This is a genomic window from Rhodohalobacter mucosus (assembly GCF_003150675.1).
Taxonomy (GTDB): Bacteria; Bacteroidota; Rhodothermia; order Balneolales; family Balneolaceae; genus Rhodohalobacter; species Rhodohalobacter mucosus.
In genome coordinates this window covers 63560-84392 of the sequence record NZ_QGGB01000002.1, presented here as the reverse complement: position 1 = coordinate 84392, position 20833 = coordinate 63560, and the positions used below count along the sequence as shown (strand labels likewise).

Annotated in this window: 19 protein-coding genes; 14 read left to right on the top strand and 5 right to left on the bottom strand. The window is 46.4% G+C overall.

Translation table 11 applies throughout. The annotated features are described in order from the left end of the window. The first annotated feature begins 20 nt into the window (after window positions 1-20). Complete coding sequence (gene pyrR, locus DDZ15_RS01465; protein ID WP_109644133.1) at window positions 21-569, top strand: bifunctional pyr operon transcriptional regulator/uracil phosphoribosyltransferase PyrR; 549 nt, start codon at window positions 21-23, stop codon at window positions 567-569. Continuing rightward, window positions 566-1522, top strand: a complete 957-nt coding sequence (locus tag DDZ15_RS01460) for an aspartate carbamoyltransferase catalytic subunit (protein WP_109644131.1) — start codon at window positions 566-568, stop codon at window positions 1520-1522. Before pyrR ends, DDZ15_RS01460 begins: the two co-directional genes overlap by 4 nt. Window positions 1523-1568: 46 nt before the next feature. Here the strand turns inward: DDZ15_RS01460 and DDZ15_RS01455 are convergent, their stop codons facing one another. Further along, the gene (locus DDZ15_RS01455; protein ID WP_109644129.1) at window positions 1569-2468 is read right to left on the bottom strand and encodes a DMT family transporter; all 900 of its coding nucleotides are present in this window, start codon (window positions 2466-2468) and stop codon (window positions 1569-1571) included. A 190-nt stretch (window positions 2469-2658) separates the two neighbouring features. On the opposite strand from DDZ15_RS01455, the gene DDZ15_RS01450 reads away from it, so the two are divergent. The 7 genes from DDZ15_RS01450 to DDZ15_RS01420 all read left to right on the top strand — a co-directional run bounded on the left by DDZ15_RS01450 (window position 2659) and on the right by DDZ15_RS01420 (window position 12845). Beyond that, window positions 2659-3327 (top strand): TetR/AcrR family transcriptional regulator, encoded by a 669-nt coding sequence (locus DDZ15_RS01450; RefSeq protein WP_109644127.1) that lies wholly within the window; start codon window positions 2659-2661, stop codon window positions 3325-3327. Window positions 3328-3407: 80 nt separating this feature from the next. After that, window positions 3408-4898: a TolC family protein gene (locus tag DDZ15_RS01445; RefSeq protein ID WP_158278586.1), complete on the top strand. Its 1491-nt coding sequence runs from the start codon at window positions 3408-3410 to the stop codon at window positions 4896-4898. Window positions 4899-4920: 22 nt separating this feature from the next. Then, the gene (locus DDZ15_RS01440; RefSeq protein WP_146198476.1) at window positions 4921-6009 is read left to right on the top strand and encodes an efflux RND transporter periplasmic adaptor subunit; all 1089 of its coding nucleotides are present in this window, start codon (window positions 4921-4923) and stop codon (window positions 6007-6009) included. A gap of 28 nt (window positions 6010-6037) precedes the next feature. Further along, complete coding sequence (locus tag DDZ15_RS01435; protein ID WP_109644121.1) at window positions 6038-9541, top strand: efflux RND transporter permease subunit; 3504 nt, start codon at window positions 6038-6040, stop codon at window positions 9539-9541. A 110-nt stretch (window positions 9542-9651) separates the two neighbouring features. Beyond that, window positions 9652-10059, top strand: a complete 408-nt coding sequence (locus tag DDZ15_RS01430) for a DUF4293 family protein (protein WP_109644119.1) — start codon at window positions 9652-9654, stop codon at window positions 10057-10059. Beyond that, window positions 10059-10982: a DMT family transporter gene (locus tag DDZ15_RS01425; protein ID WP_242978835.1), complete on the top strand. Its 924-nt coding sequence runs from the start codon at window positions 10059-10061 to the stop codon at window positions 10980-10982. The genes DDZ15_RS01430 and DDZ15_RS01425 overlap by 1 nt, the downstream gene beginning before the upstream one ends. 324 nt (window positions 10983-11306) lie before the next feature. Further along, a complete protein-coding gene (locus DDZ15_RS01420) occupies window positions 11307-12845 on the top strand; it encodes an MltF family protein (protein ID WP_109644117.1) in 1539 nt (512 codons plus the stop codon). Here the strand turns inward: DDZ15_RS01420 and DDZ15_RS01415 are convergent. The 3 genes from DDZ15_RS01415 to DDZ15_RS01405 are packed head-to-tail and all read right to left on the bottom strand — an operon-like array spanning window position 12837 to window position 15359. Further along, on the bottom strand, window positions 12837-14561 hold the full coding sequence (locus DDZ15_RS01415) for a SpoIIE family protein phosphatase (RefSeq protein ID WP_242978833.1): 1725 nt from the start codon (window positions 14559-14561) through the stop codon (window positions 12837-12839). The two genes, DDZ15_RS01420 and DDZ15_RS01415, sit on opposite strands and share 9 nt — an antisense overlap. Next, window positions 14558-14989, bottom strand: coding sequence for an ATP-binding protein (locus DDZ15_RS01410; protein WP_109644114.1), 432 nt, complete (start codon window positions 14987-14989; stop codon window positions 14558-14560). The genes DDZ15_RS01415 and DDZ15_RS01410 overlap by 4 nt, the downstream gene beginning before the upstream one ends. Before the next feature lie 16 nt (window positions 14990-15005). Then, window positions 15006-15359, bottom strand: coding sequence for an STAS domain-containing protein (locus tag DDZ15_RS01405; protein ID WP_109644112.1), 354 nt, complete (start codon window positions 15357-15359; stop codon window positions 15006-15008). 404 nt (window positions 15360-15763) lie between these two features. Here DDZ15_RS01405 and DDZ15_RS01400 point away from each other — a divergent pair, with 404 nt between their 5' ends. Beyond that, window positions 15764-16309: an outer membrane beta-barrel protein gene (locus tag DDZ15_RS01400; protein WP_109644110.1), complete on the top strand. Its 546-nt coding sequence runs from the start codon at window positions 15764-15766 to the stop codon at window positions 16307-16309. 93 nt (window positions 16310-16402) lie between these two features. On the opposite strand, the gene DDZ15_RS01395 is transcribed toward DDZ15_RS01400, so the two are convergent. Next, window positions 16403-16888 (bottom strand): SPOR domain-containing protein, encoded by a 486-nt coding sequence (locus DDZ15_RS01395; RefSeq protein ID WP_109644108.1) that lies wholly within the window; start codon window positions 16886-16888, stop codon window positions 16403-16405. 186 nt (window positions 16889-17074) lie between these two features. Between DDZ15_RS01395 and DDZ15_RS01390 the strand changes: the two genes are divergently transcribed. The 4 genes from DDZ15_RS01390 (at window position 17075) to DDZ15_RS01375 (ending at window position 20833) form a co-directional block, all read left to right on the top strand. After that, window positions 17075-18109 carry an ABC transporter ATP-binding protein gene (locus tag DDZ15_RS01390; protein WP_109644106.1) on the top strand — a complete coding sequence of 345 codons (1035 nt, stop codon included), beginning with the start codon at window positions 17075-17077 and terminating at the stop codon, window positions 18107-18109. 134 nt (window positions 18110-18243) lie between these two features. After that, entirely contained in the window at window positions 18244-18819 is a 576-nt protein-coding gene (locus tag DDZ15_RS01385; RefSeq protein WP_109644105.1) for an RNA polymerase sigma factor, read from the top strand. A gap of 70 nt (window positions 18820-18889) precedes the next feature. Further along, window positions 18890-19795, top strand: a complete 906-nt coding sequence (locus DDZ15_RS01380; protein WP_109644103.1) for a hypothetical protein — start codon at window positions 18890-18892, stop codon at window positions 19793-19795. A gap of 69 nt (window positions 19796-19864) precedes the next feature. Next, complete coding sequence (locus tag DDZ15_RS01375) at window positions 19865-20833, top strand: FecR family protein (protein ID WP_109644101.1); 969 nt, start codon at window positions 19865-19867, stop codon at window positions 20831-20833.

The window sequence follows — 20833 nt, the reverse complement described above, 5'->3', positions numbered from 1 at the left end:
ATTAAAGCCGGATCGACTCTTTGGAAGAAGCAAAAATCTTGACGGAAGAGGATGTGAATCGCACCTATATGCGATTTGCCCATCAATTCCTTGAACCGTACGACGACCCTTCGCAACCGGCTATCATTGGTATGCAGACGAGGGGCGTTTATATGGGGCGCAGAATTCTTGATGTCATTGAAAAAGAGTTTGGCCTCAAATCCGACTTTGGCGTACTCGATGTTACCTTCTACAGAGACGACTACCGCAGCAAACTCAAGATGCCGGAAGTGAAGGTCACGGAAATTCCGTTTGATCTATATAACCGGGATGTCATCCTGGTGGATGATGTACTCTATACAGGCAGAACGGTACGTTCTGCCATGGACGCTCTGATGGCCTATGGGCGTCCGCGCAGCATCCGTTTTTGTTGTATGATAGACCGCGGACACAGGGAGCTTCCGGTGGCTGCCGATTATGTAGGATTAACGGTTCCAACCCATGCCGACGAAGAAGTGAGGGTAAAAGTGCGTGAGCTTGACGGAGAGGACGCCGTTTATGTCGTAAAGGTGTCGGAGGTGAAAAAATGAGTGACGCCCCCGGGAAAACGGAATATTCATTCTCCCAAAAGCACCTACTGGGGCTGGCCGACTACTCCGCAGACGATATTTTATATGTGCTGGAGCAGGCAAAAACATTCCGGGAAGTATTGGATCGCCCTGTACCCAAAATCCCCACTCTGCGCGATAAAACCATAGTAAACCTGTTTTACGAAAACAGTACGCGGACCCGCCTCTCATTCGAACTGGCCCAGAAAAGGATGGGGGCAGATGTTGTTAACTTTTCGGCAGGCACCTCAAGCGCCAAGAAGGGAGAGTCACTGAAAGACACCATTCGGAATATCAGTTCAATGAAAATTGATATGGTTGTCAGCCGTCATGAAAGCCCCGGCGTGCCTCACTTTCTTACCCGGTGTGTTGAGGCTGCAATCATCAATGCGGGCGACGGTGCTCATGAACACCCCACGCAGGCCCTGCTGGATATGTTCACCATACAGCAGATCCATCCGGAACTGAAAGGGAAAAAAGTGGCTATTATAGGCGATATTTCACACAGCCGGGTGGTCAGATCAAATATTATAGGTTTAAAAAAGGTGGGAGCAGACGTGGTTGTTTGCGGCCCCAAATCCCTGATGCCTCGTTTTACGGAATCGTTGGGAGCATCGGTTTCCTATAATCTGGAAGAAACCCTTGCCTGGTGTGATATAGCCATGGCGCTGCGCATCCAGATGGAGCGTATCAAAGGAGGAACCGATCTTTTTCCAAGTGTCCGGGAGTATCATGAAACGTTCGGTATTAAAATGGAGCACCTGGAAAAATTCCCTGATTTTATGGTAATGCATCCGGGTCCGATTAACCGCGGCGTTGAGATGGAAAGCGAAGTGGCCGATAGCGAACGTGCAGTAATTCTGAATCAGGTAACGAACGGTGTGGCCGTAAGAATGGCGGTATTATATCTGTTAAGCGGGGGCGACAGAACCTGATACAAAAGGAAAGAGTGGACATGCATAACCATATGCAGGTGTATGGTTACGATACTCTGCCCCCGTGCCTCGTAATAAGAATGCCGGCGATAACCACGCCTGAACCCAAATACTGAAGAAGTTCCAGGCTTTCGCCAAGCAACAGAATTCCAAAAAACAGTCCCAGAACAGGCACCAGGTTCTGATAGGTTGCCGTTCTGACCGCTCCCACCGTTCGAATACCGTTATTCCAGATCAAATATGCGACCCCGATCGCAAGCAGTCCGCTGAACCCGGCTCCTGCGTATGATGCCAGTGATACAGCCGACCAATCCGTTGCCCCGGCCTGCGGAATGGCAAGCAGTGCAAGTGAAATGGCTCCGACTGTTGTCATGATCGTCGAATACTGAAGAGGAGTGTAGCGGCCAAGGAATTTTTTTGAATAAATGGTATAAAGAGCCCATACCATGGCTGCCGTAATGATCACCAAATCACCGGTAAAGTTTTCAGACTCGAACGAAATCGGGTTTTTGGCGAAAAAAATGATCATCAATACGCCCAAAAATGCCAGGAGCACACCCACACCTTTCAGGCGATTCATAAACTCCATGGAAAGCAGATGAGAGAAAAGAGCTACCCAAATGGGGATGGTACCCAGCATAACGGCCGCGTTGGCAGCCAGTGTGAGGTCTATTCCTACAATAAAGAGCCATTGATACAGAAGATTACCTGCAAGCCCCATACCCAAAAGGGGGAGGATATCTCCTTTGGGTATCGTAAACCAGGCTTTTCGTTTGGCAAGCACCAGCCAGATAAATGAAGAGGCCAGTGTGAACCGGATAGCATTAAAGCTGTAAGGATCTATCTCGGATAAACTTGCTTTGATTACGGTAAAATTTAAAGCCCAGACAACGGCAATAAAGAGAAGCGATAGGTCGGTAAGGAGTTGGGGTGAAATTTTTTTCATGTTGTTTTATCGAGGCAAAATATAGCAACATTTGAGGCTATTTGGTTCATAGGCTGCCGTTTTATTCGGGATATGAACAAAAAGTTTTTCATGGAAGCGCATCCGGGAAAAAAATGAGAAAAATCTTTGGGAACTAATCAGGAATAATGATAGTTTTGACTCTGATTCATAAAATGACTGTCAGTCAAATATGGCTAAAATTAGCAGGAAAGAGCGGGAAAAACTTGCCCGCCGCGAACTTATTATTGACACAGCCGAAGATCTCTTTTCAGAAAAGGGTTTCGACGGTGCCACAATGGACGAAGTTGCCGAGCAGGCAGAGCTTGGTAAAGGTACCCTCTATCTGCACTTCAAGAGCAAATCCTCAATCTTTCTGGCAATCTGTGAACGCGGATCATCGCTTCTGAATAAGCAAATGAGCAAAGTACTCACGGATGATGTTAAAGGCATTGAAATGGTGAAAAAACTGGGTTTTGCATACCTGGAATTTATTAAGGAGCATCCTATCTATTTTTCAGCCTTTACGTTTTATGAAACATTGATGGATGATGACAACCTCTCGCAGAGCAGGCTGGCCGCTAAGTGTGAGAATCATGCCCGTGAAGCAATGGCCTACATTGTACGTGCCCTCCAGGTTGGCATGCAGGACGGCTCCATTAAAAGTACCATTGAGCCCAGAGAGATGGGGCTGATTATCTGGGGTGCTTCAAAAGGTGTGGTCCACATGGCGTTTCTGAAGGAGAGCAGGGCTCATATGAAAATATTGGATGACGTTTCCTTCAGTCTTGACTCCCTGCTTGAAAACTTCATTACACTCATAGGAGCGGGGCTCCAGTCAAATGACTCACAGTCAAAATAATTTGAAACCATCCGGATCATGATTCGTAAATCATACATGTTTTTAATAAAAAGAAAATCCGGGTCACAATAAGAATGATCATGTCAGTTCTGACACACAAAACGATACAATTACCATTCCGGTTAGCGGCAATCTCAATACTGCTGACACTTGTATTTCTATTGCGGCCGCTTACTGCACAGGATATTACGGTACAGCTTCCTGAGCAGGCCAGAATTACCGCAGAACAGGCTGTTCAGCTCGCAGTAGCCAACAACCCGGATATAAAACGGGCCCTTCTGTCGATTGAAAATGCTGACGAACAGGTCAGAATTGCATGGAGTGAGGTCCTGCCAACCGTATCCTCCTCTGCAACGTACACCAGAAATATTGAAATACCGGTCAACTTCGTGCCTGCACAGGTATTTGATCCGAATGCGCCTGCCGGAGAACTCATTCCGCTGCAGTTCGGAACGGATAACAACTGGCAGGGGGGAGTAACCGTTTCTCAGAATATTTTCAGGGGCGAAGCGATTGTCGGGATCAGCAGTTCATCCCTGTTTAAATCTGCCCAGGAAGAGAGCCTGAGAAATGTGGCACAGCAGGTAATTACTGCCGCCCGAAAGGGATTTCATGCTGTACTGATTGCAAAGGAACAGTTGCGTTTGCAGAAGGCCGTTATTGACCGGCTGCGCTCAAACCTCCGTGAAAACAGGGCAAGGCTGCGTGAAGGGTTAATAGAGGAGTATGATGTACTGCGGCTTGAGGTACAATTGGCCAATGAGGAACCACAGCTGAAAGATGCCGAATTGGGTGTTCAGGAGGCATATCGGAGCCTTAACGAAATAATGGGCCTCCCGGTAGACACTCCGCTTGAGGCGGTTGGAAGTTTGAGCAGCTTTAATCTTCTCCGCAACGGTGATTCACAGAATGAAAATGAAAGCCTCTACAGACTCACGGCGGCAACGCCTCTTCCTGACCTTGAACGCCAGGAGGTGATTGATATGATGCGAAATCAGAGAGGAGACCTGAGAGTGCTCGACGTACAAAACGATTTAAAAGACCGCGAAATCCTTGCGATTAAAAGCAGATTTTTGCCCACCATTTCTGCAGACTATAACCTTCAGTGGACCGCAGCACAGCCCGGTACACCAAGACCTTTCGAAAACAGTGTGCGATTTCAGACATTGGTGCTGAATGTTAGCCTGCCGCTTTTTACAGGCTTTGAAAGGAGAGCCAATCTGAACATTGCCCAGATAGAAAAGAGAGATATAGAGGTGCAGACGTGGGCCAGTGAAAAAACGGCCATGAATGAATACGAGACCACTTCAGACAGGCTGACGAATCTGAGAGAGACAGCCGATTCGAGACAGTTTGCAGTTGAAGAAGCTAAAAGAGGACTGGAGATTGCCCTCAGAAGATATGAAAACGGAGTCGGGTCTCAGCTTGAGGTAACGGAGGCAGAACTGCAGGTTCGTGAAGCAGAACTAAATTACGCATCTCTTGTTGCAGACTATTTGAATACAAAAGCAGACTTTGACCTTGCATTGGGCCTGGTTCCAATGATTGATGAAACAGACTATGAATTTTAAGTAAGTGAAACTGATATTTTCAATGGAAAAGATGAAAACGAATACCTTCGCGCTGATAATACTGACAATCCTGCTGGGTGCGAGTTCTTGCACAGAACAGGCAGAAGTAACTGAAAGAGAGGTGCGCACCGTAGATGTGGAAACCGAGATGCTGCAACCAGAATTATTTGAGAGCTACCTGAGACAGGTGGGAACGGTCACCTCTACAGGGGATGTAATCGTTGCTGCCGAAGTTTCGGGTGTGGTGGATGAGGTGATCAGAAGGGAGGGGCAGGATGTCCGGTCCGGAGAACCCGTTGTGAGGCTCGACAACCGCCAGCTGCGTCAGGAAGTGAGACGCCTGGAAGCCGCCACCAACCAGTCGCGGGAAAACTACGAACGACTCCAGCGCCTGTTTGAGAATGATGATATTGGCTCGGAGATTGACGTGATCAATGCACGCTATACCTATGAGCAAAATCTCTCACAGCTTGAATCGGCCAGAATCAATCTTGAGAACAGTGTTATCAAAGCACCATTTTCCGGCACGATAGAAAATGTACTTGCCGAACAGGGATCCATGGTTTCTATTGGATCTCCTGTATTCAGAATTGTGGATGGGGAAGAGAAAAAAATAAGGCTGGGTGTACCCGCAAGGTATTCCAATGCCGTTGATATGGGTGATATGGCCGAAATCTGGTTCAACTATGAGCCCGATAAGAGATACACGCTGCCGGTCACATTTATTGGAAATACAATAGACCCTATGAATCGAACATTCAGGGTGGATATCGACCTGCCGGAAGAGTTGCAGAACGTTAAGCTTGAAATGATCGCGAACGTGCGGATAAGAACCCAGTACATGGAAGATGTAATGATAGTGAATGAAGAGTTCCTCTTTCAGAAGGAGAACAGGTACGTCGTGTACGTGGAGGGAAGTAATGATCAGGGAGAGAAAATTGCCGTCGAAAGAGAGATTCAGATGGGCCCTTCGTTTGAAAATCAAACGGTGGTCACCAACGGAATCAATCCGGGTGATGTACTGATTACCATAGGATCATCATACCTGGAAAACGGAACGCGAATCAACACCGTGGAAAACCGGGACAGCGAGAGCACCGCTCTAAATTAATACAGGTTCAGAAAAAGAGAATAATACAATGAACGAGAATCCTAAAAATTCACCTGTTAAAAAGTCTGATGAATCCATCGGGGAACGCAAAGAGTTCAGGCTTACCTCTTTCTCAATCGATAACAGGATCAGCGTATTGGTTCTGATTTTCCTGATTGCCGTCATGGGGATCCAATCGTACATGACCATTCCCAAGGAGGCACAGCCGGATATTACCATCCCGAATGTGATCGTTATTACAACCTACCCGGGGGTTAGTCCGGTGGATATGGAAGCCCTGATTACCCGTAAACTTGAAGAAGAACTATCGGGCATATCCGACATCAAGCAGATGACCTCTACAACTGCTGAAGGGTACTCTAGCATCAACGTTGAATTCAATACGGATGTGAATATTGATGAAGCCCTTCAAAAAGTGAGGGAGAAAGTCGACCTGGCAAAACCCGAACTGCCTGCAGAGGCAGAGGACCCGATGATTGAGGAGATCAACGTGTCTGAATTTCCCATTATGCAGGTGAATGTATCGGGTACGTATGGCCTGGAAGAGCTGAAAGTGGTTGCCGAAGACCTGCAGGAAAGGCTGGAAACCATTCCGCAGGTGCTGGAAGTGGATCTGGCCGGCGGACTGGAAAAGGAGGTCCAGGTTGATGTTGACCTGCAGATGATGAAATACTACGGTGTCTCATTTGGAGATATCATCGTTGCCATTCAAAACGAAAATGTAACGATACCTGCGGGAACGGTGGATGTGGGGAACCGTAAATTTCTAATGCGTGTACCCGGCGAGTATGATGACCCCGGACCCATCGAAGATATTATTATTGATGCACCAAATGATCGTCCTATCTATATCCGGGATGTGGCAACGGTAACGTTCGGCGAAAAGGAGAGGGAATCCTATGCGTACCTCGACAGCGCTCCCGTTATTACCCTATCAGTTAAGAAACGAACCGGAACCAACATCATTGAAACCTCACAGGCCGTTCAGCAGATTATCGCGAGAGAACGTCCTTCTATGCCGCCGTCTACGGAAATTCGGGTTACATCGGATATGAGTGAGGATATCGAAATGATGGTCAGCAGTCTCGAGAATAATATCATTTCGGGCTTATTGCTGGTCATTGGCGTTCTCTTCTTTTTCCTGGGGGTCAGAAATGCGTCATTTGTTGGTATTTCGATTCCATTGTCGATGTTTATGTCGTTTGTGATTCTTCAATTCGCCGGCATAACGATGAATATGATTGTACTTTTCTCACTCATCCTTGCGCTTGGTATGCTGGTTGACAATGCAATTGTTGTAGTTGAGAATATTTTCAGGTATCTGGAAGAGGGCTTCGGGAACTTTGAAGCGGCTAAGAAAGGAACCGGTGAGGTAGCCATGCCGATTATTGCGGGCACCACGACAACCCTGGCAGCATTTCTTCCCATTGCTTTTTGGCCCGGTATCGTGGGCGATTTCATGTCGTATCTGCCCATTACGCTGATCATTACGCTGAGCAGTTCACTTTTTGTGGGACTGGTGATAAATCCGGTTCTTTGTGCGGTTTTCATGAAGCTGGAGACGACGGATACGGGAACCAAGGCAGCCCTTACATCTTCAGGGAAAAAAGTACTCTACTCTGTTGGCTTGGTGCTGCTGATTCTTCTTTCACTTGGAAATCCGGTATTCTGGATTATGTTTGCCGTGATATCGATACTTCTTGTAATCAGTTACAGGCTGTTGCTAAAACCGGTGAGTATCTGGTGGCAAAAAGAGGGTCTGAACCAGGTACTTACGCGGTATAAGTCAACACTCAAGTGGTCACTGAAACACCGTTTTACCGTACTTGGGCTCACTCTTCTGCTTCTCATTTCAAGTGTAGTGGTATTTGCCCTATACAATCATGGGATCGAATTTTTCCCGGAGGATATTCCTCCATCCAGGGTATATGCCCAGATAGAAACTCCGCCCGGCACCAATGTGGAATTTACAAGGCAGATTGCGGAGGAACTGGAGCGCCGTGCCAGGTCTATCGACAATTTCGGTGATGTTGAAACGATGGTTACGACGGCCGGGGCGCCCATTTCCAGCGGAATGGATTTTGGCGGGGGCAATACAACCAACAGAGGTACGATTGTATTGAATTTCGTGGATTATAATCAGCGGGAAGGAAGTACATTCGAATCCATAGAGGAGCTGAGAGAAATTCTGCCTGTGGATCTGGCCGGAGCAGAAATCACAGTGGAACGGCAGCAAGACGGTCCGCCGACCGGAAAACCAATTAACCTGGAGATTGTGGGTCAGGATCTTGAAGGGCTCCAGGGCATTTCCGAAGAAATTCTGCGGATTCTGGAAAATGATCCAATCTACGGCAAGCTGGATGGCCTTGAGACGGACTTACCCGAAGCGCGGCCCGAAATGAGAATTACGGTCGACAGGGAGATGGCCTCCATTTTCGGTGTAAACACAAACGATGTTGGAAATACCATACGCCAGGCTATAAACGGAGTTGAAGCATCCCAGTATCGCGACGGAAATGATGAGTACGACATTACGGTACGGCTGGCGGAGGAATATCGGCAGGACCTCAGCACTCTCAATGATCTGACGGTTATGGGAGAGGAAGGCAGGCAGATACCGCTCTCTGAAATTGCTCAATGGACTGTGGATGAAGGATTCGGAGGGATAAAACGCATCGATCAGGATCGGGTGGTTACGGTGATGGCGGATGTTAGGTCGAACTTTAACAGCAATGCTGTGCTTCAGGAAGCACAACAGCTTCTTGAGCCATACCTGCAGGAGCTTCCCTCAAATATTCAGACCCGCTGGACAGGACAGCAGCAGGAACAGAATGAAGCCCAGGATTTCCTTACAACGGCTTTTATGATTGCGCTGGGACTTATGGCCTTTATTCTGATATCTCAGTTTAATTCAATTTCAAAACCATTTATTGTGATGACATCGGTGATCATGTCGATTGCGGGTGTTCTGTACGGGCTCTTAATATTTCAAATGCCGTTCGGAATCATCATGACAGGTATAGGGGTAATTTCGCTTGCAGGAGTTGTTGTTAACAATGCTATCGTGATGATCGATTACATCGATATTTTGAGGGCCAGGGATAAGATGAAGCTGTACGATGCCCTGGTACAAGGTGGAATGGTTCGCTTCAGGCCGGTTGTTTTGACAGCAATTACAACCACACTGGGGCTGATACCCCTCGCCATTGGTTTCAACCTCGATTTTATTACGCTCGCAAACGATCCCGTGGAGTTCTACACAAATCTTGGTGAATATTTGTACTGGGGCGGTGAGCAAGCAGCATGGTGGAGTCCGATGGCCATCGCGGTTATTTGCGGCCTGTTATTCGCAACATTTCTCACCCTGATTGTTGTCCCGGTTCTTTACTACATGATTGAAGAAGCAAGACGGGGTACCAACCGGTTTATGTTCGGTACCGTGAATCCGGCCATAATTATTGATCAGTCGGAGATGATACATCAAAATGGTGAGAAAAAGAGCAAGCCAAAGGAGGAGGAACCCGTACCCTGAATCTTCCGAATCTGACGGGTGTGCCGAAATCCCTGAAGCAGTGATTTCAGGGATGGGAACTCGCAGGTTTTTTCATATTTTTGATGAAATGAAAATTAAAATTTGAAGGTTTGATCCAGAGAATACAAACTGTCTATCTTTTTCTGGCAGCAGCACTGAACATATCCGTCTTTTTTACTCCCATATACCGGCATGCTGTAAATGATCCGGCCGGGTGGATAGGCATTGGGTTTGCAATATTCCTCACTCTGGCATTCCTGATTGCAGCAGCTGCCATATTCCTCTATCAGAACAGAAGCCTGCAAATCCGCATTGTAAAAGCAGGTACCTACATGCAAATTGTGGCAATTGGTTTTTCGGCCGGAATTCTGTTTTCTCTTGGCGGATTCGGAACATTTTTGTGGCAGGAGGTTTTGAGCTCCGGCCTTATTGTTTTGGCTCTGATGTTCTATTGGCTGGCCGGCCGGTCAATAAAAAAAGATGAAGAACTGGTGAAGTCGATGGACCGGATCCGATAGTGTCTGTTCCGGCCGCGAACCATACGGACACCCCACTCCTTAAGGTAGTTCTTTTTCTTGCCGCAGGCATGCTTACGTTTGGGTTTGCGCCTATACTGGTTCGTTTTTCACTCGAAACCGATCCCATTGCACTTGCAGCGCTCAGAACCGGTTTTGCCGTTCTTATGCTGTTTCCCTTTTGGTTTGCAAAGCGCGCTTCAATGGAAGAGCTTAAACAAAGCGGGGTTTCGCAATGGCTTCTGGCGGGTGCAGGGGTCAGCCTGGGAGCCCACTTTTCATTTTGGATCGGTTCTCTTCACTATACATCGGTTGCATCAGCTTCCGTTCTGGTTACGATGCACCCTGTCATGCTCATCGTGGCTGAAAGTCTGATTTTCAAAAAGAAATTCAGGCTTCCTGTCTGGGTTGGAGTATTTCTGGCCTTTAGCGGGTCGGTTCTTTTGGGGCTGGCAGACGATTCCCAGATGGAGCAGTTTCCCCAGGCGTTGCTGGGAAACGGTATGGCAATAACTGCGGCCATTGTGTTTGTCTGTTATTTTCTGCTGGGCCGTAAAATCAGACAGCACACCGAATGGATAGACTACGTGTTTTTTGTCTATCTCTACGCAACGATTACCTGTGCCGTTCTCAGCATAGTCAGTACGGCGGGAGTGCCGAAAATAACACTGACTGCCGTATGGGTGGGGATAGCCCTTGCTGCAGGACCAACCATTCTGGGACATGGTGCGATGAATTATGCTGTCAAATACATCTCACCGACACTTCTTTCCACCCTGGTACTTTCTGAAGCCGTGGTGGCGGCGGGAGCTGCCTATCTCATATTCAGTGAAGTTCCCTCAATACTCTCCATTGGCGCAATGGTTGTTGTTGTTTTGGGTGTGGCACTTACATGGACCCGGCGTCTTGTCCGCAATCGCAGATAGAGTGTAAAATAAGTGTTAGTGAAGTAATATCATTTACATAAGCTATTTCATAATATTATAATATCTCAACAAATGTTGTCGCTCTGAGACATTTGTCCTAATTTATCGCCAGAGTGAAATTAAGCACAGAGACCAAATAAAGATTTAGCAAAAAAACAGATCATTGATGTGCGATGAGCCTCATCTTCGCATAAAACGAAAACTGTTCACGACGTGTTATATCGTAGCAGGATCAATGACAAATATGTTGCCGGGGTTTGCGGAAGGTGTATACAAACCATCTGCGAAGGGCAGACTATTACAACAGGAACGAACCTGTAATACATGATTCTTGACAGAAAAAAAATAAAAGAGAAGAGAACGGGATTTACGCTGCCGCTTATTTTTTCAGCCTTATTGATTAGCGGCTGTACTGTGGCCGACCAGGAAACCGAGACCGTAGCCGAAGCCGATCAGAAATTACTCTCCGTAACAGAGCCCGTTCAGCGCGATTTTGCTGAAATCAGCCGAAGCGGCGTGCTGCGGATGATTACCCACTATTCATCAAATACCTATTTTCTGAACCAGGGTATTGAAGTGGGATTCGAGTACGAGCTTGTAAAGGAGTTCGCCCGTGAAAATGATCTTGCACTTGAAGTGGTCATTATTGGAGATGATGAAAATCCATATGATCTGCTAAACAGCGGTGAAGGCGATGTAATTGCCGCCAACTATACAATTACGCCTGAGAGAAGAGAATGGGTCAACTTTACACGGCCCTATAACCTGGTTGATCAGCTGCTTGTTTTCTCATCCTCCGTACAGGCTTATCCCGGAACGCTTGAAGAGCTGTCCGGTTCGGGAATACCCGTTTCTGTACGCCGGAACAGCTCCTACTACTCTACACTCACACGGATTATTGAAGAAAGAGGCCTCGACATTGAGATTGATCTGATTCCGGACGTGATGGACACCGAAACAACCCTGGTTCAGGTGGCCGAGGGTGAGTACCTGGCAACTGTGGCGGATGACAATATGTTCGATGCAACCAATCGCTATATGGAGGGTCTTTTTGCAGGACCGGTAATCTCCAGAAACGATACAATAGCATGGGCAATCAGAAAAAATGCACCCGATCTTGAATCCAGAATGAATCGGTTTCTCTACAAGCATTTCAGGTTTACGGAAGACCGGGAGCGTCCGCGCCGATCTACGTTTTTAAATGTACTCAGAAAAAAATACTTCGGTGAAAGCCGACAGGTGGCAGAATATTATAATCCCGACTGGCAGTTCCAGAGTCTTGGAATTATTTCACCGTATGATGATATGGTAAAAGCAGTTGCAGATTCCATGGAACTCGACTGGCTTTTGTTAACTGCCATGATTGCACAGGAGTCGAGTTTTAATCCGGAAAGTAAGAGCTGGGCCGGCGCCGTGGGCCTTATGCAGGTCATGCCAAGATTTGTAGAAGTGGAGTACGATCGGCTTTACGATCCGATGGTCAATATCCGTGAGGGGGCCAGAATCCTGAAAGAGCACATGATGCACTACTCATATATGGACAGTACCAATATGATCGCCATGGCGCTGGCAACATATAATGTGGGGCTTGGTCATATGGCAGATGCCAGAAGGCTGGCTATCGACCAGAACAAAAATCCCAATGAATGGGAAAATGTGGCAGATGCGCTGCTGAAACTGATGCAGAGAAGATACTATCAGAATGCGCGATTCGGTTTTGCCCGCGGAATTGAACCGGTTCAATACGTAAAGGAGATCATGAACCGCTACAGAACGTATGAAGCTGTGATCGCACTTGCCGAAAACCGGCAGCAGAGCGGCATATCAGGAGTTTTCGGCACAAGCATGTCGAGACTACCGTAATTTGATGATCACAAGCGTCAGATCATCAAAAAGGATGTCATTGGAAAACTCTTTAACATCCATCTCAATGCGATTCAGGATCTCTTCGGATGGATAATCCCGATTTTCCCTGATGCAGCTCATTAGCCGTTCTTCGCCATACTCTTCATCCTGCGCCGGGTTCATAGCCTCGTTGACACCGTCAGTATAACAAACGATCAAATCCCCTTCCTCAAGAGACACCTCAACCTGATCGTAGGGCATCATTGTTTCCATTGCGCCTAAAAGCAGGCCTCCATCACTCAGCTCTTCAAACTCATCGGAGTCTCGTCTGAGCAGCAGGGGCGGGTTGTGGCCCGCGTTTACATAGCTGAAAATATTTTTCTCATGAATATACTTGCCCCAGAAAAAAGTAATGAATTTATCACTGGGGGTATTTCTGTGAATCAAATTGTTGATTCGCTCAGTGGCTTCTGCCAGTGAAATATCAACGGGCAAAAGCACATGAAGCATGGACTGCAGATTTGCCATTAAAAGGGCAGCCGGCACCCCCTTGCCCGTTACATCGGCAATAGCAATTATCGTGTTGCCGTCGGGTGTGGTTGCCACGTCGTAGTAGTCGCCGCCCACTTCTCTTGACGAGGTATTGCGGGCGGCAAGGTCAACACCGCTGATTTCCGGAATCGGGTCGGGAAGCAGCCCGCGCTGGATAGACTTGGCAATGGAGAGTTCCTCTTCCATTCTCTCTTTGTCGATTCGTTCTTCAAGGAGATATGTTTTCTGAATGGAGACAATAGCCAGATTGGCAAGCGATTTCAGGAAATTAAAATCTGTTTCAGCGAAAGGCTCACCGTTCACCCGTTTACCGATTCCGATTACCGCAACCTTTTCACCCTGTATGGTTATTCCAATCAGGTTGGCGATCTGGTTGTCCCGGATCATGGGATGTTCATCCAGAAAGGTTTCGTCAGGCACAAAAATATCCGTGGGGCACTCATTAAAAATGGATTCAAACTCATCCCTTTCCGGTGTTTTCTTTAGTCCGCTCAGGCCCAGCACGGCTATTTTATCCGGTGTTTTGTAGATAAGGAAGAAAGTTCTGACAAAAAGCTGACCCAGCAGGGCAAATTTGAAGATATTGGTGATCTTGTTTCTGTCAGTAAGCAGGTTGAATTCCTTGGAAAGATCGAACAGTGTGTTCAGTTCATGAATTCTCTGATCGAGTTTTCGGTTTGTTCTCCGCAGTTCTTCAAAAAGCTGTGTATTGGCAATAGCCACAGATGAAATAATACACAGGCTTTCAACAAACTCCAGCTCCCTACCTGTATAGGGCTGGTTGCCGGGTTTGCCACCCAGGTACAAAAAGCCAATATGATGATTGCTTGTACGAAGGGGAAAGAAGACCGCTCCTTCCATATTTTCTGCAAGTGCGGGTAGTTCATCCCGGTGATCTTTATAGTAGAGAAGGGAACACTCTTTCTGATCAGGATTCAGATTGATGTCAATGTGCTCGGGGGGGTGAATACCCTTGGATTTTTCAATTCTGTACTGGTCTTTAACCGGATCGTAAAGCAAGACCGCAGCGCGGGTGGTTAAGAGCTTGCCCATGATAATGAGAAGCAAATTACTCAGTACAAAATCACTGCTTTTCGACTCTATAAGCATCCGGCTGGTATCAAGAACCGTTTTCATTTCAAAACGGCTTTGCAACTCATCCTTTACGGGCAGTTTACTCACGATTCAGTTTCTCTTTTTTTGTACATTTTTATTTCATTCTCACTATCGCGCGTTTTGTAATCCACGCGGTCCATCAGTTTCTGAATTAAAAAGACCCCCATTCCTCCTCTTTTCTTATTCTTGATCTGTTTTGGGATATCCGGTACAGTATAGCTCGATTTGTCAAAGCTTTTTCCGGTATCGGTAAGGCAAACACAAACTTTTTCAGGGTCAAACTCCAGGTCGACCTCAACTTTCTTGGTGGGGTCAAATTTATAGGCGTGTTTGATAATGTTGGTATAGGCTTCATCAACAGCAAGACACACATCACTCACAACCGTGTCAGAAAAACCTTCTGCTTTGGTATGTTCTGTTACGAATTCGCGCACAACAGACAAGTTTCTGGTTGAGGCGCCAACCGTAATATGGTATGTAGCAGTCTTTTTCAAGATGATTGAATTATGTCTATGCCTCAGAAGAAAATTTTTCTATCGCATCGCGCTCATCTTCAAGAATATCATACAGTGTTGGAAATCCCAGCAGATCAAATACGCTGTACACTTTCTCATTCATGTTGGTGAGTTTAATATCGCCGCCGGTACCTCTTACATCCTCTATATAGGCCATAAATACTCCAAGACCTGCACTGGCGATATAGTCAAGTTCTCTGCAGTTTACGATAATATTTGCCTTATCCTCATTAATGAGCTGGCGAAGAGCATCTTCAAGTTGTGAAGCTGTATGAGCATCCAGTTCTCCCTCCAGTTCCAGAATGTCGTAGCCGGATGTTGTACGGTGGCTTATTTTAAAGTTTTTCATCGCTCGGTAGCTGTTTATGATATGTTTGAGTCTTCAAATATAGAAGATAGACAGGGCAGAGCAAACAGTGAATACGAAAATATAGACGAGTAGTTTCAGGAAGGAATAAGGCATCACACGTATCCGGTGTGATGCCCTGACTATTCATCAAGAGAGACGCTACTTGAGCGCATTTAATATTAGTAAAAATGAATGTAAAACCACAACTATTCTAATAAAGTGCATGTTTATGAGCAGAAAGCAGTTACGGCAAATCTTATTTGTACATAAAAAAGTTCATTTTTTTGTTGCGCAGACCTAAAAAAATGCAAATCGTTACTTTCAAGCTTTTTTTGTACTATTGTTTGCACACCTGTTTAATTAACAGTGTGTACATTCAAAATCTAAATTAACAGTTACGAATTATGAAGAAATATCTCTACGGAATATTCCTGCTTGGTTTGATGGTATCGGTAACCGATACAGCCTCGGCTCAGTGGAGTTTAGGGGCAAGCTACGAAGTCAGAAATGAAGTCCCTGAAAATGGATTCGGAGTGCGGGTGGAGAAAAGTTTTTTAAACTCTATTCCCCTTATTGATCTCAATCTGAGAGCGCATTTCAGTTTTTTTAATGATGAGAGTTCGATAACAGCGGATAATCAGACATTTTCCGGTGATATCCAGGCTTATGACTACGGAACAGCCGTAACGGCAGGTGTAAATATTGCAATGCTGAAGCCCTATGTAGGGCTTGGGATTGGCTCAGAGCAGTTTGATTTTGACACCGATAATGCAGCTTCCAGTTTTGACGAGAGCAATTTTTACGTAAATGGTTTTGGGGGACTTGAGCTCACTCTTCTCCCTCTTATTAATCCATTTATCGAATACCGGATATCAAACCTGAGCGGTGCTGAGGACGTAAATTATGACAATGTGGGCAGGGTTGCCTTTGGCATCAATCTCAGGTTCTAATAACATCAACCCAAAAAAAAGAGCTCCATCAATGGAGCTCTTTTTACTTTCTGGCAATATTGTGATTGGATTAGCACGACTCTGCTGAACATCTCAGCCTACGCGTGAGATCCATGAGTCGGCCTGATGCTCTTCCCTGATTACAGTGCGTACATTTTCAGCCATCTCTTCGGTTTCAAATCGTCCCAGGCGCACGCGATACCAAACATTCCCTGTGTCGGGATCGCCGTATTCGGTGACAAACGCATTTTCAAACCCTCGTTCACGCCATAAAGCGACCTGTGATTCTGCTTTATCCCTGGATCTCCAGGACTGTACCTGTACGGCAAAGGTGCCTGTTTCGGAGTGTTCGAACCTCGGCCTGGCTTCGGCTTCAGCAATGCTGTCCTGCCGTGCCTGCTCAATGCTGTCCTGTCTCATCTCCTCCATTTGAGCCTGATATACCAATTGCAGGGAGTCTTGTACAGCCTGCTGTCTGGCTCTTTCCTGTTCACGAAGCTCTTCATCACTGGGTCCGCAGCCATACAGGCTGAGAATGGCAAAAGTGGCGGTTAAAACATACGCTAACGCAGTTTTCATTGTATTTTAATTTAATTGACGGGTGCCTTGCAGATGATTATGATCTTAAAAACATAATTGTTTCCAACTTATTTAACAACATCTTGTAAAGATAACTGACTGATCTCTTTATAGGATCATAAAAATTACTTAATTTAAATAGACTGAATATAAATAAGGTTGATTTTATAGAATTACCCTCCATCCATGCTGCTTGAAGTCCGAAATATTGAGAAATCATTTGAAAAGGGTGTGCCTGTTGTAAAAGGAGTCTCTTTTTCCGTACATGAGAATGAAATATTTGCTCTGTTAGGTCCGAGCGGATGCGGTAAAACCACAACACTGAGGATGATTTCAGGTTTTGAAAGGCTTGACAGGGGTGAGGTAAAACTGGATGGAATAACGTTGTCGTCAGAAAACACACAGGTTGCACCACAAAAACGAGGTATAGGCTTTGTTTTTCAGGATTATGCCCTGTTTCCGCATATGTCGGCACTTGATAATGTTGCATTCGGCTTAACAGACCTGCCAAAATTCAAGAGAAGAGTCTTTGCGGAAGAAGTACTCTGCAGAACCGGTATGGGGGATTATAAAGACAGGAATCCCGCAGAACTGTCAGGCGGCCAGCAGCAGCGGGTAGCACTGGCACGCGCTATCGCACCTGAACCCAAGCTGGTTTTACTTGATGAACCTTTTTCAAACCTGGATGCAATGCTCAGGGATACCACGCGAAAGGAAGTACGCTCCATACTTAAAAGAGCCGGAATGAGCGCGATACTGGTTACCCACGACCAGGAGGAGGCTCTCTCCTTTGCCGACCGCATTGCCGTTATGAATGATGGAAAAATTGAGCAGATCGGCACGCCTGAAGAGGTTTATTACAAACCCAAAACAAAGTTTGTGGCACAGTTTCTGGGCCGTACCAATCTTTTTGAAGCCGATGTTGAAAACTCAGACATGATTGATACCAAACTGGGGTCCCTGCGTCTGAACTGCAGGGCAAACGGGCCCGTTGTTTGTTCTATCAGGCCGGAGCACCTTACTATCGAGAAACCCAACGGTGCCGCTGAGGGCTGCAGCAAAGGTGTTATTGTGGGTAGAGAATTCAAAGGCCACGACATAACATACTACGTGGAGTGTTCAGGCGAGCGGTATATCGTACATACGGATAACAGAATCCTTTTTGAGCCTGATGACGAAGTGGTTGTTAAGCCGCTTGAACCGGCTGTTGTCCTGGATTGACAAGAGGAATATCCGAATCGGTTATTCTCCGGGTATAAGCCTGCTCAAACCTTGAATATGACAGGGTCTTTTTAAAAATATGGCACTTTCCTTACTTTGAGCGTACCCTCCCTTCCAACCTGGTTCATTACGGTATGATAACCGAAATCCTGTTCTTTCTGGCCCTGTCTGTTCAACCGGATGATGACACCATTCGTCTCTTTGAGCGTATACGCACAGGTGATAAGAAGGCGTTTAAAGAGTTCTACGACAAAAATCAGTCTGCGCTATTCTCGTTTCTGCTATCTAAGGGTCTGGATCGCGGTACTGCTGAAGACCTGATCCAGCAGGCTTTTTTAATAATTTGGGAAAAAAGAAAACAGATTGACCCTAAAAAATCATTGAGATCCTATCTTTTTACCACCGCATACAACCGGATGCTTAACCATTTCAGGGATCGCAAGGATACAGAGCCCGAATATGCTTATGAACTGCCGTCCGAAGGCGTAAATCCCGAAGAAAAGGCGATTCAAAGTGAAGCCATTCGACAAATGCATACTGTGCTGTCCGAAATGCCTGAGAGAAGGCGAAGCGTTTTTGAATTCTGTTATCTCCAGGGATTTACACACAAGGAAACAGCCGAGGCAATGGAGGTTTCCGTAAAGACGGTTGAAAACCATATGGCACTTGCTTTAAAGGACCTCAGGAAGGCTTTAAAAAATTTTTCGTGAAATCGTTAGGGGGTAAGCCGGCTTCTTGTGTATAAGCCGTACAACCAACCAATAACAAAAGAGAAGAACAATGAAAACTACTAACATTTATATCATTATTGCTACAGCAGCAGCGCTTGCCCTTTTTGCAGGGTGTAATACGGTAAATCCTGTTGACCAGGAGCTTACTGAAGAGGAAATAGAATTGACAGGAGAAATTGTCGGCGAATCCCTTTCGGGAGAGAGAGGCGGATTGATGTCAACAATGTACGACGCATTTTCCACCGTAAGCCAGGACGGCATCAGTTATGGCCAGGTAAGTGAAACAGGCGGCGCACTTCTGTCCGAAAACAGTGTAAACCGCAGCAGTGAAAGCGAGTGGAGTGCCGAATACAACCCTGAAACGGGAGAGCACATCATTTCCTTCAGAAGATCATTTGAGGGACCCTTTGTAAGCAAATCCCTCTCAGTACTGAATAAGTACATCTTTACCGATCCAGATGGTGAATTTCTGGAGTTTCCGCGCAGGGATCAGGATTTGATTGAAACAATCGACTTTAAAGGAATGAAAAGCGGATCGGTAGAATCTGCACGTAAAAGCTCTAGTTTCAGCCGTGTTGATACACTTTTTACAAGCGGACTCTACTCTGAGAGCCCTATACTGAGCATGGATGGAAGCCATGACGGCGAAGGTGAGATGACCGTGCAGCTTCGGGAGGCCGATGGAACGGCAGAACGTTCGTATAAGGTACGCCTCAATCTGATCGATGTTCAGCTCGACAAGGAAGTTGTTCAGACCAATGGAACACTCGAAGAGGGAGTTACAGGACTGATAACCTATACGGTTGAGCTGCAGGGATCCTCAAACGGTCAGAGCAGGGAGAAAACCATTTCAGGCACCATCGAGATGACAGGCGACGGAACAGCGCTTCTCCGATTCGACAGAATCCAAAAAGTTCTGCGGCTGGGTCTCCGAAGTGGTGAAGTAAATCAATAAAACCCCAGAGAGAACACAGAGTGGACAGTTCATCTGACGGTGAACTGTCCTTCTTAAATTTCCAGACACATGGCAAACAACGACACATATCAACCTGAACCTGAAGACATTAGCCTGGCACGTTCATTAAACCGGCTGATTGAGTCTGGAGAGCCGGTAAGCTCTGACCAGGTTTCGTTGTTTAATGCACTGGAAACATACAAGAGTACAATACAGCTGCGACACGAAGCCAAAGCTGATTCAGATTTGTGGGATTCGATAGAAAATCAGATCGAAACCGATACAAAGCAATCCGGCACAACGGCAACTCTTTTTACAATTCGCAGTCCGTATCTGAAAATAGCCGCCGCATTTCTCGTTGCACTGCTCATATCGCTGCTCTATCTCTCGCTTCCCGATTCTGAACCGGAGTTTCTTGCAACAAGCGGTGCGAACCAAACCCGCGTGGTTCTGGATGATGGATCTGTGGTTACCCTGCGGCCGCATTCAAGATTAAAAACCGAGGAATCAACGGATGCACAGGTTACTTATCGAATTGACGGAGAAGCTTATTTTGACGTTACAAGTGATGCAAGCAGAACATTTTCGGTAGTAGCTGAAGAAGGAAGGGTAGATGTGCTGGGAACAAGGTTTACGGTAAGTACCTGGAGCAGTGATGTAAGGGTATTTCTGGAAGAGGGGCGTGTTCGGTTTTCAGATTCCGGGACCGGCGAATCGGTTACACTCGATCCCGGTGAATACTCTGTTTTAGAACCCGGCGGGCCTGCGACACCTATATCAGGCAACCCCGAAACATTCACAGGCTGGATAAACAACGTGATTAATCTTGATGAACGAACATTGAGCGACATAGCCGAGGAGCTGAGCCACCATTATGATGTTGAGCTCGTGATACCGGACACTGCAGCATCTGAAAGCCTCAGTGGTTCAATTCAGCTGGATGATCTCAACCAGGTGCTGGATGATCTGGAGCTTACCCTTGGGGGAGAATTCGAACGTATCTCGGAAAACAGATATCGTTTCAGGGCAAATCCATAA

Coding starts and splice junctions, on each gene's coding strand:
- DDZ15_RS01400 (WP_109644110.1), top strand. CDS start 15,764: ATGAAGAAATATCTCTACGGAATATTCCTGCTTGGTTTGATGGTATCG.
- DDZ15_RS01445 (WP_158278586.1), top strand. CDS start 3,408: ATGTCAGTTCTGACACACAAAACGATACAATTACCATTCCGGTTAGCG.
- DDZ15_RS01420 (WP_109644117.1), top strand. CDS start 11,307: ATGATTCTTGACAGAAAAAAAATAAAAGAGAAGAGAACGGGATTTACG.
- DDZ15_RS01385 (WP_109644105.1), top strand. CDS start 18,244: ATGATAACCGAAATCCTGTTCTTTCTGGCCCTGTCTGTTCAACCGGAT.
- DDZ15_RS01405 (WP_109644112.1), bottom strand. CDS start 15,359: ATGAAAAACTTTAAAATAAGCCACCGTACAACATCCGGCTACGACATT.
- DDZ15_RS01460 (WP_109644131.1), top strand. CDS start 566: ATGAGTGACGCCCCCGGGAAAACGGAATATTCATTCTCCCAAAAGCAC.
- DDZ15_RS01380 (WP_109644103.1), top strand. CDS start 18,890: ATGAAAACTACTAACATTTATATCATTATTGCTACAGCAGCAGCGCTT.
- DDZ15_RS01435 (WP_109644121.1), top strand. CDS start 6,038: ATGAACGAGAATCCTAAAAATTCACCTGTTAAAAAGTCTGATGAATCC.
- DDZ15_RS01375 (WP_109644101.1), top strand. CDS start 19,865: ATGGCAAACAACGACACATATCAACCTGAACCTGAAGACATTAGCCTG.
- DDZ15_RS01440 (WP_146198476.1), top strand. CDS start 4,921: ATGGAAAAGATGAAAACGAATACCTTCGCGCTGATAATACTGACAATC.
- DDZ15_RS01455 (WP_109644129.1), bottom strand. CDS start 2,468: ATGAAAAAAATTTCACCCCAACTCCTTACCGACCTATCGCTTCTCTTT.
- DDZ15_RS01390 (WP_109644106.1), top strand. CDS start 17,075: ATGCTGCTTGAAGTCCGAAATATTGAGAAATCATTTGAAAAGGGTGTG.
- DDZ15_RS01395 (WP_109644108.1), bottom strand. CDS start 16,888: ATGAAAACTGCGTTAGCGTATGTTTTAACCGCCACTTTTGCCATTCTC.
- DDZ15_RS01450 (WP_109644127.1), top strand. CDS start 2,659: ATGGCTAAAATTAGCAGGAAAGAGCGGGAAAAACTTGCCCGCCGCGAA.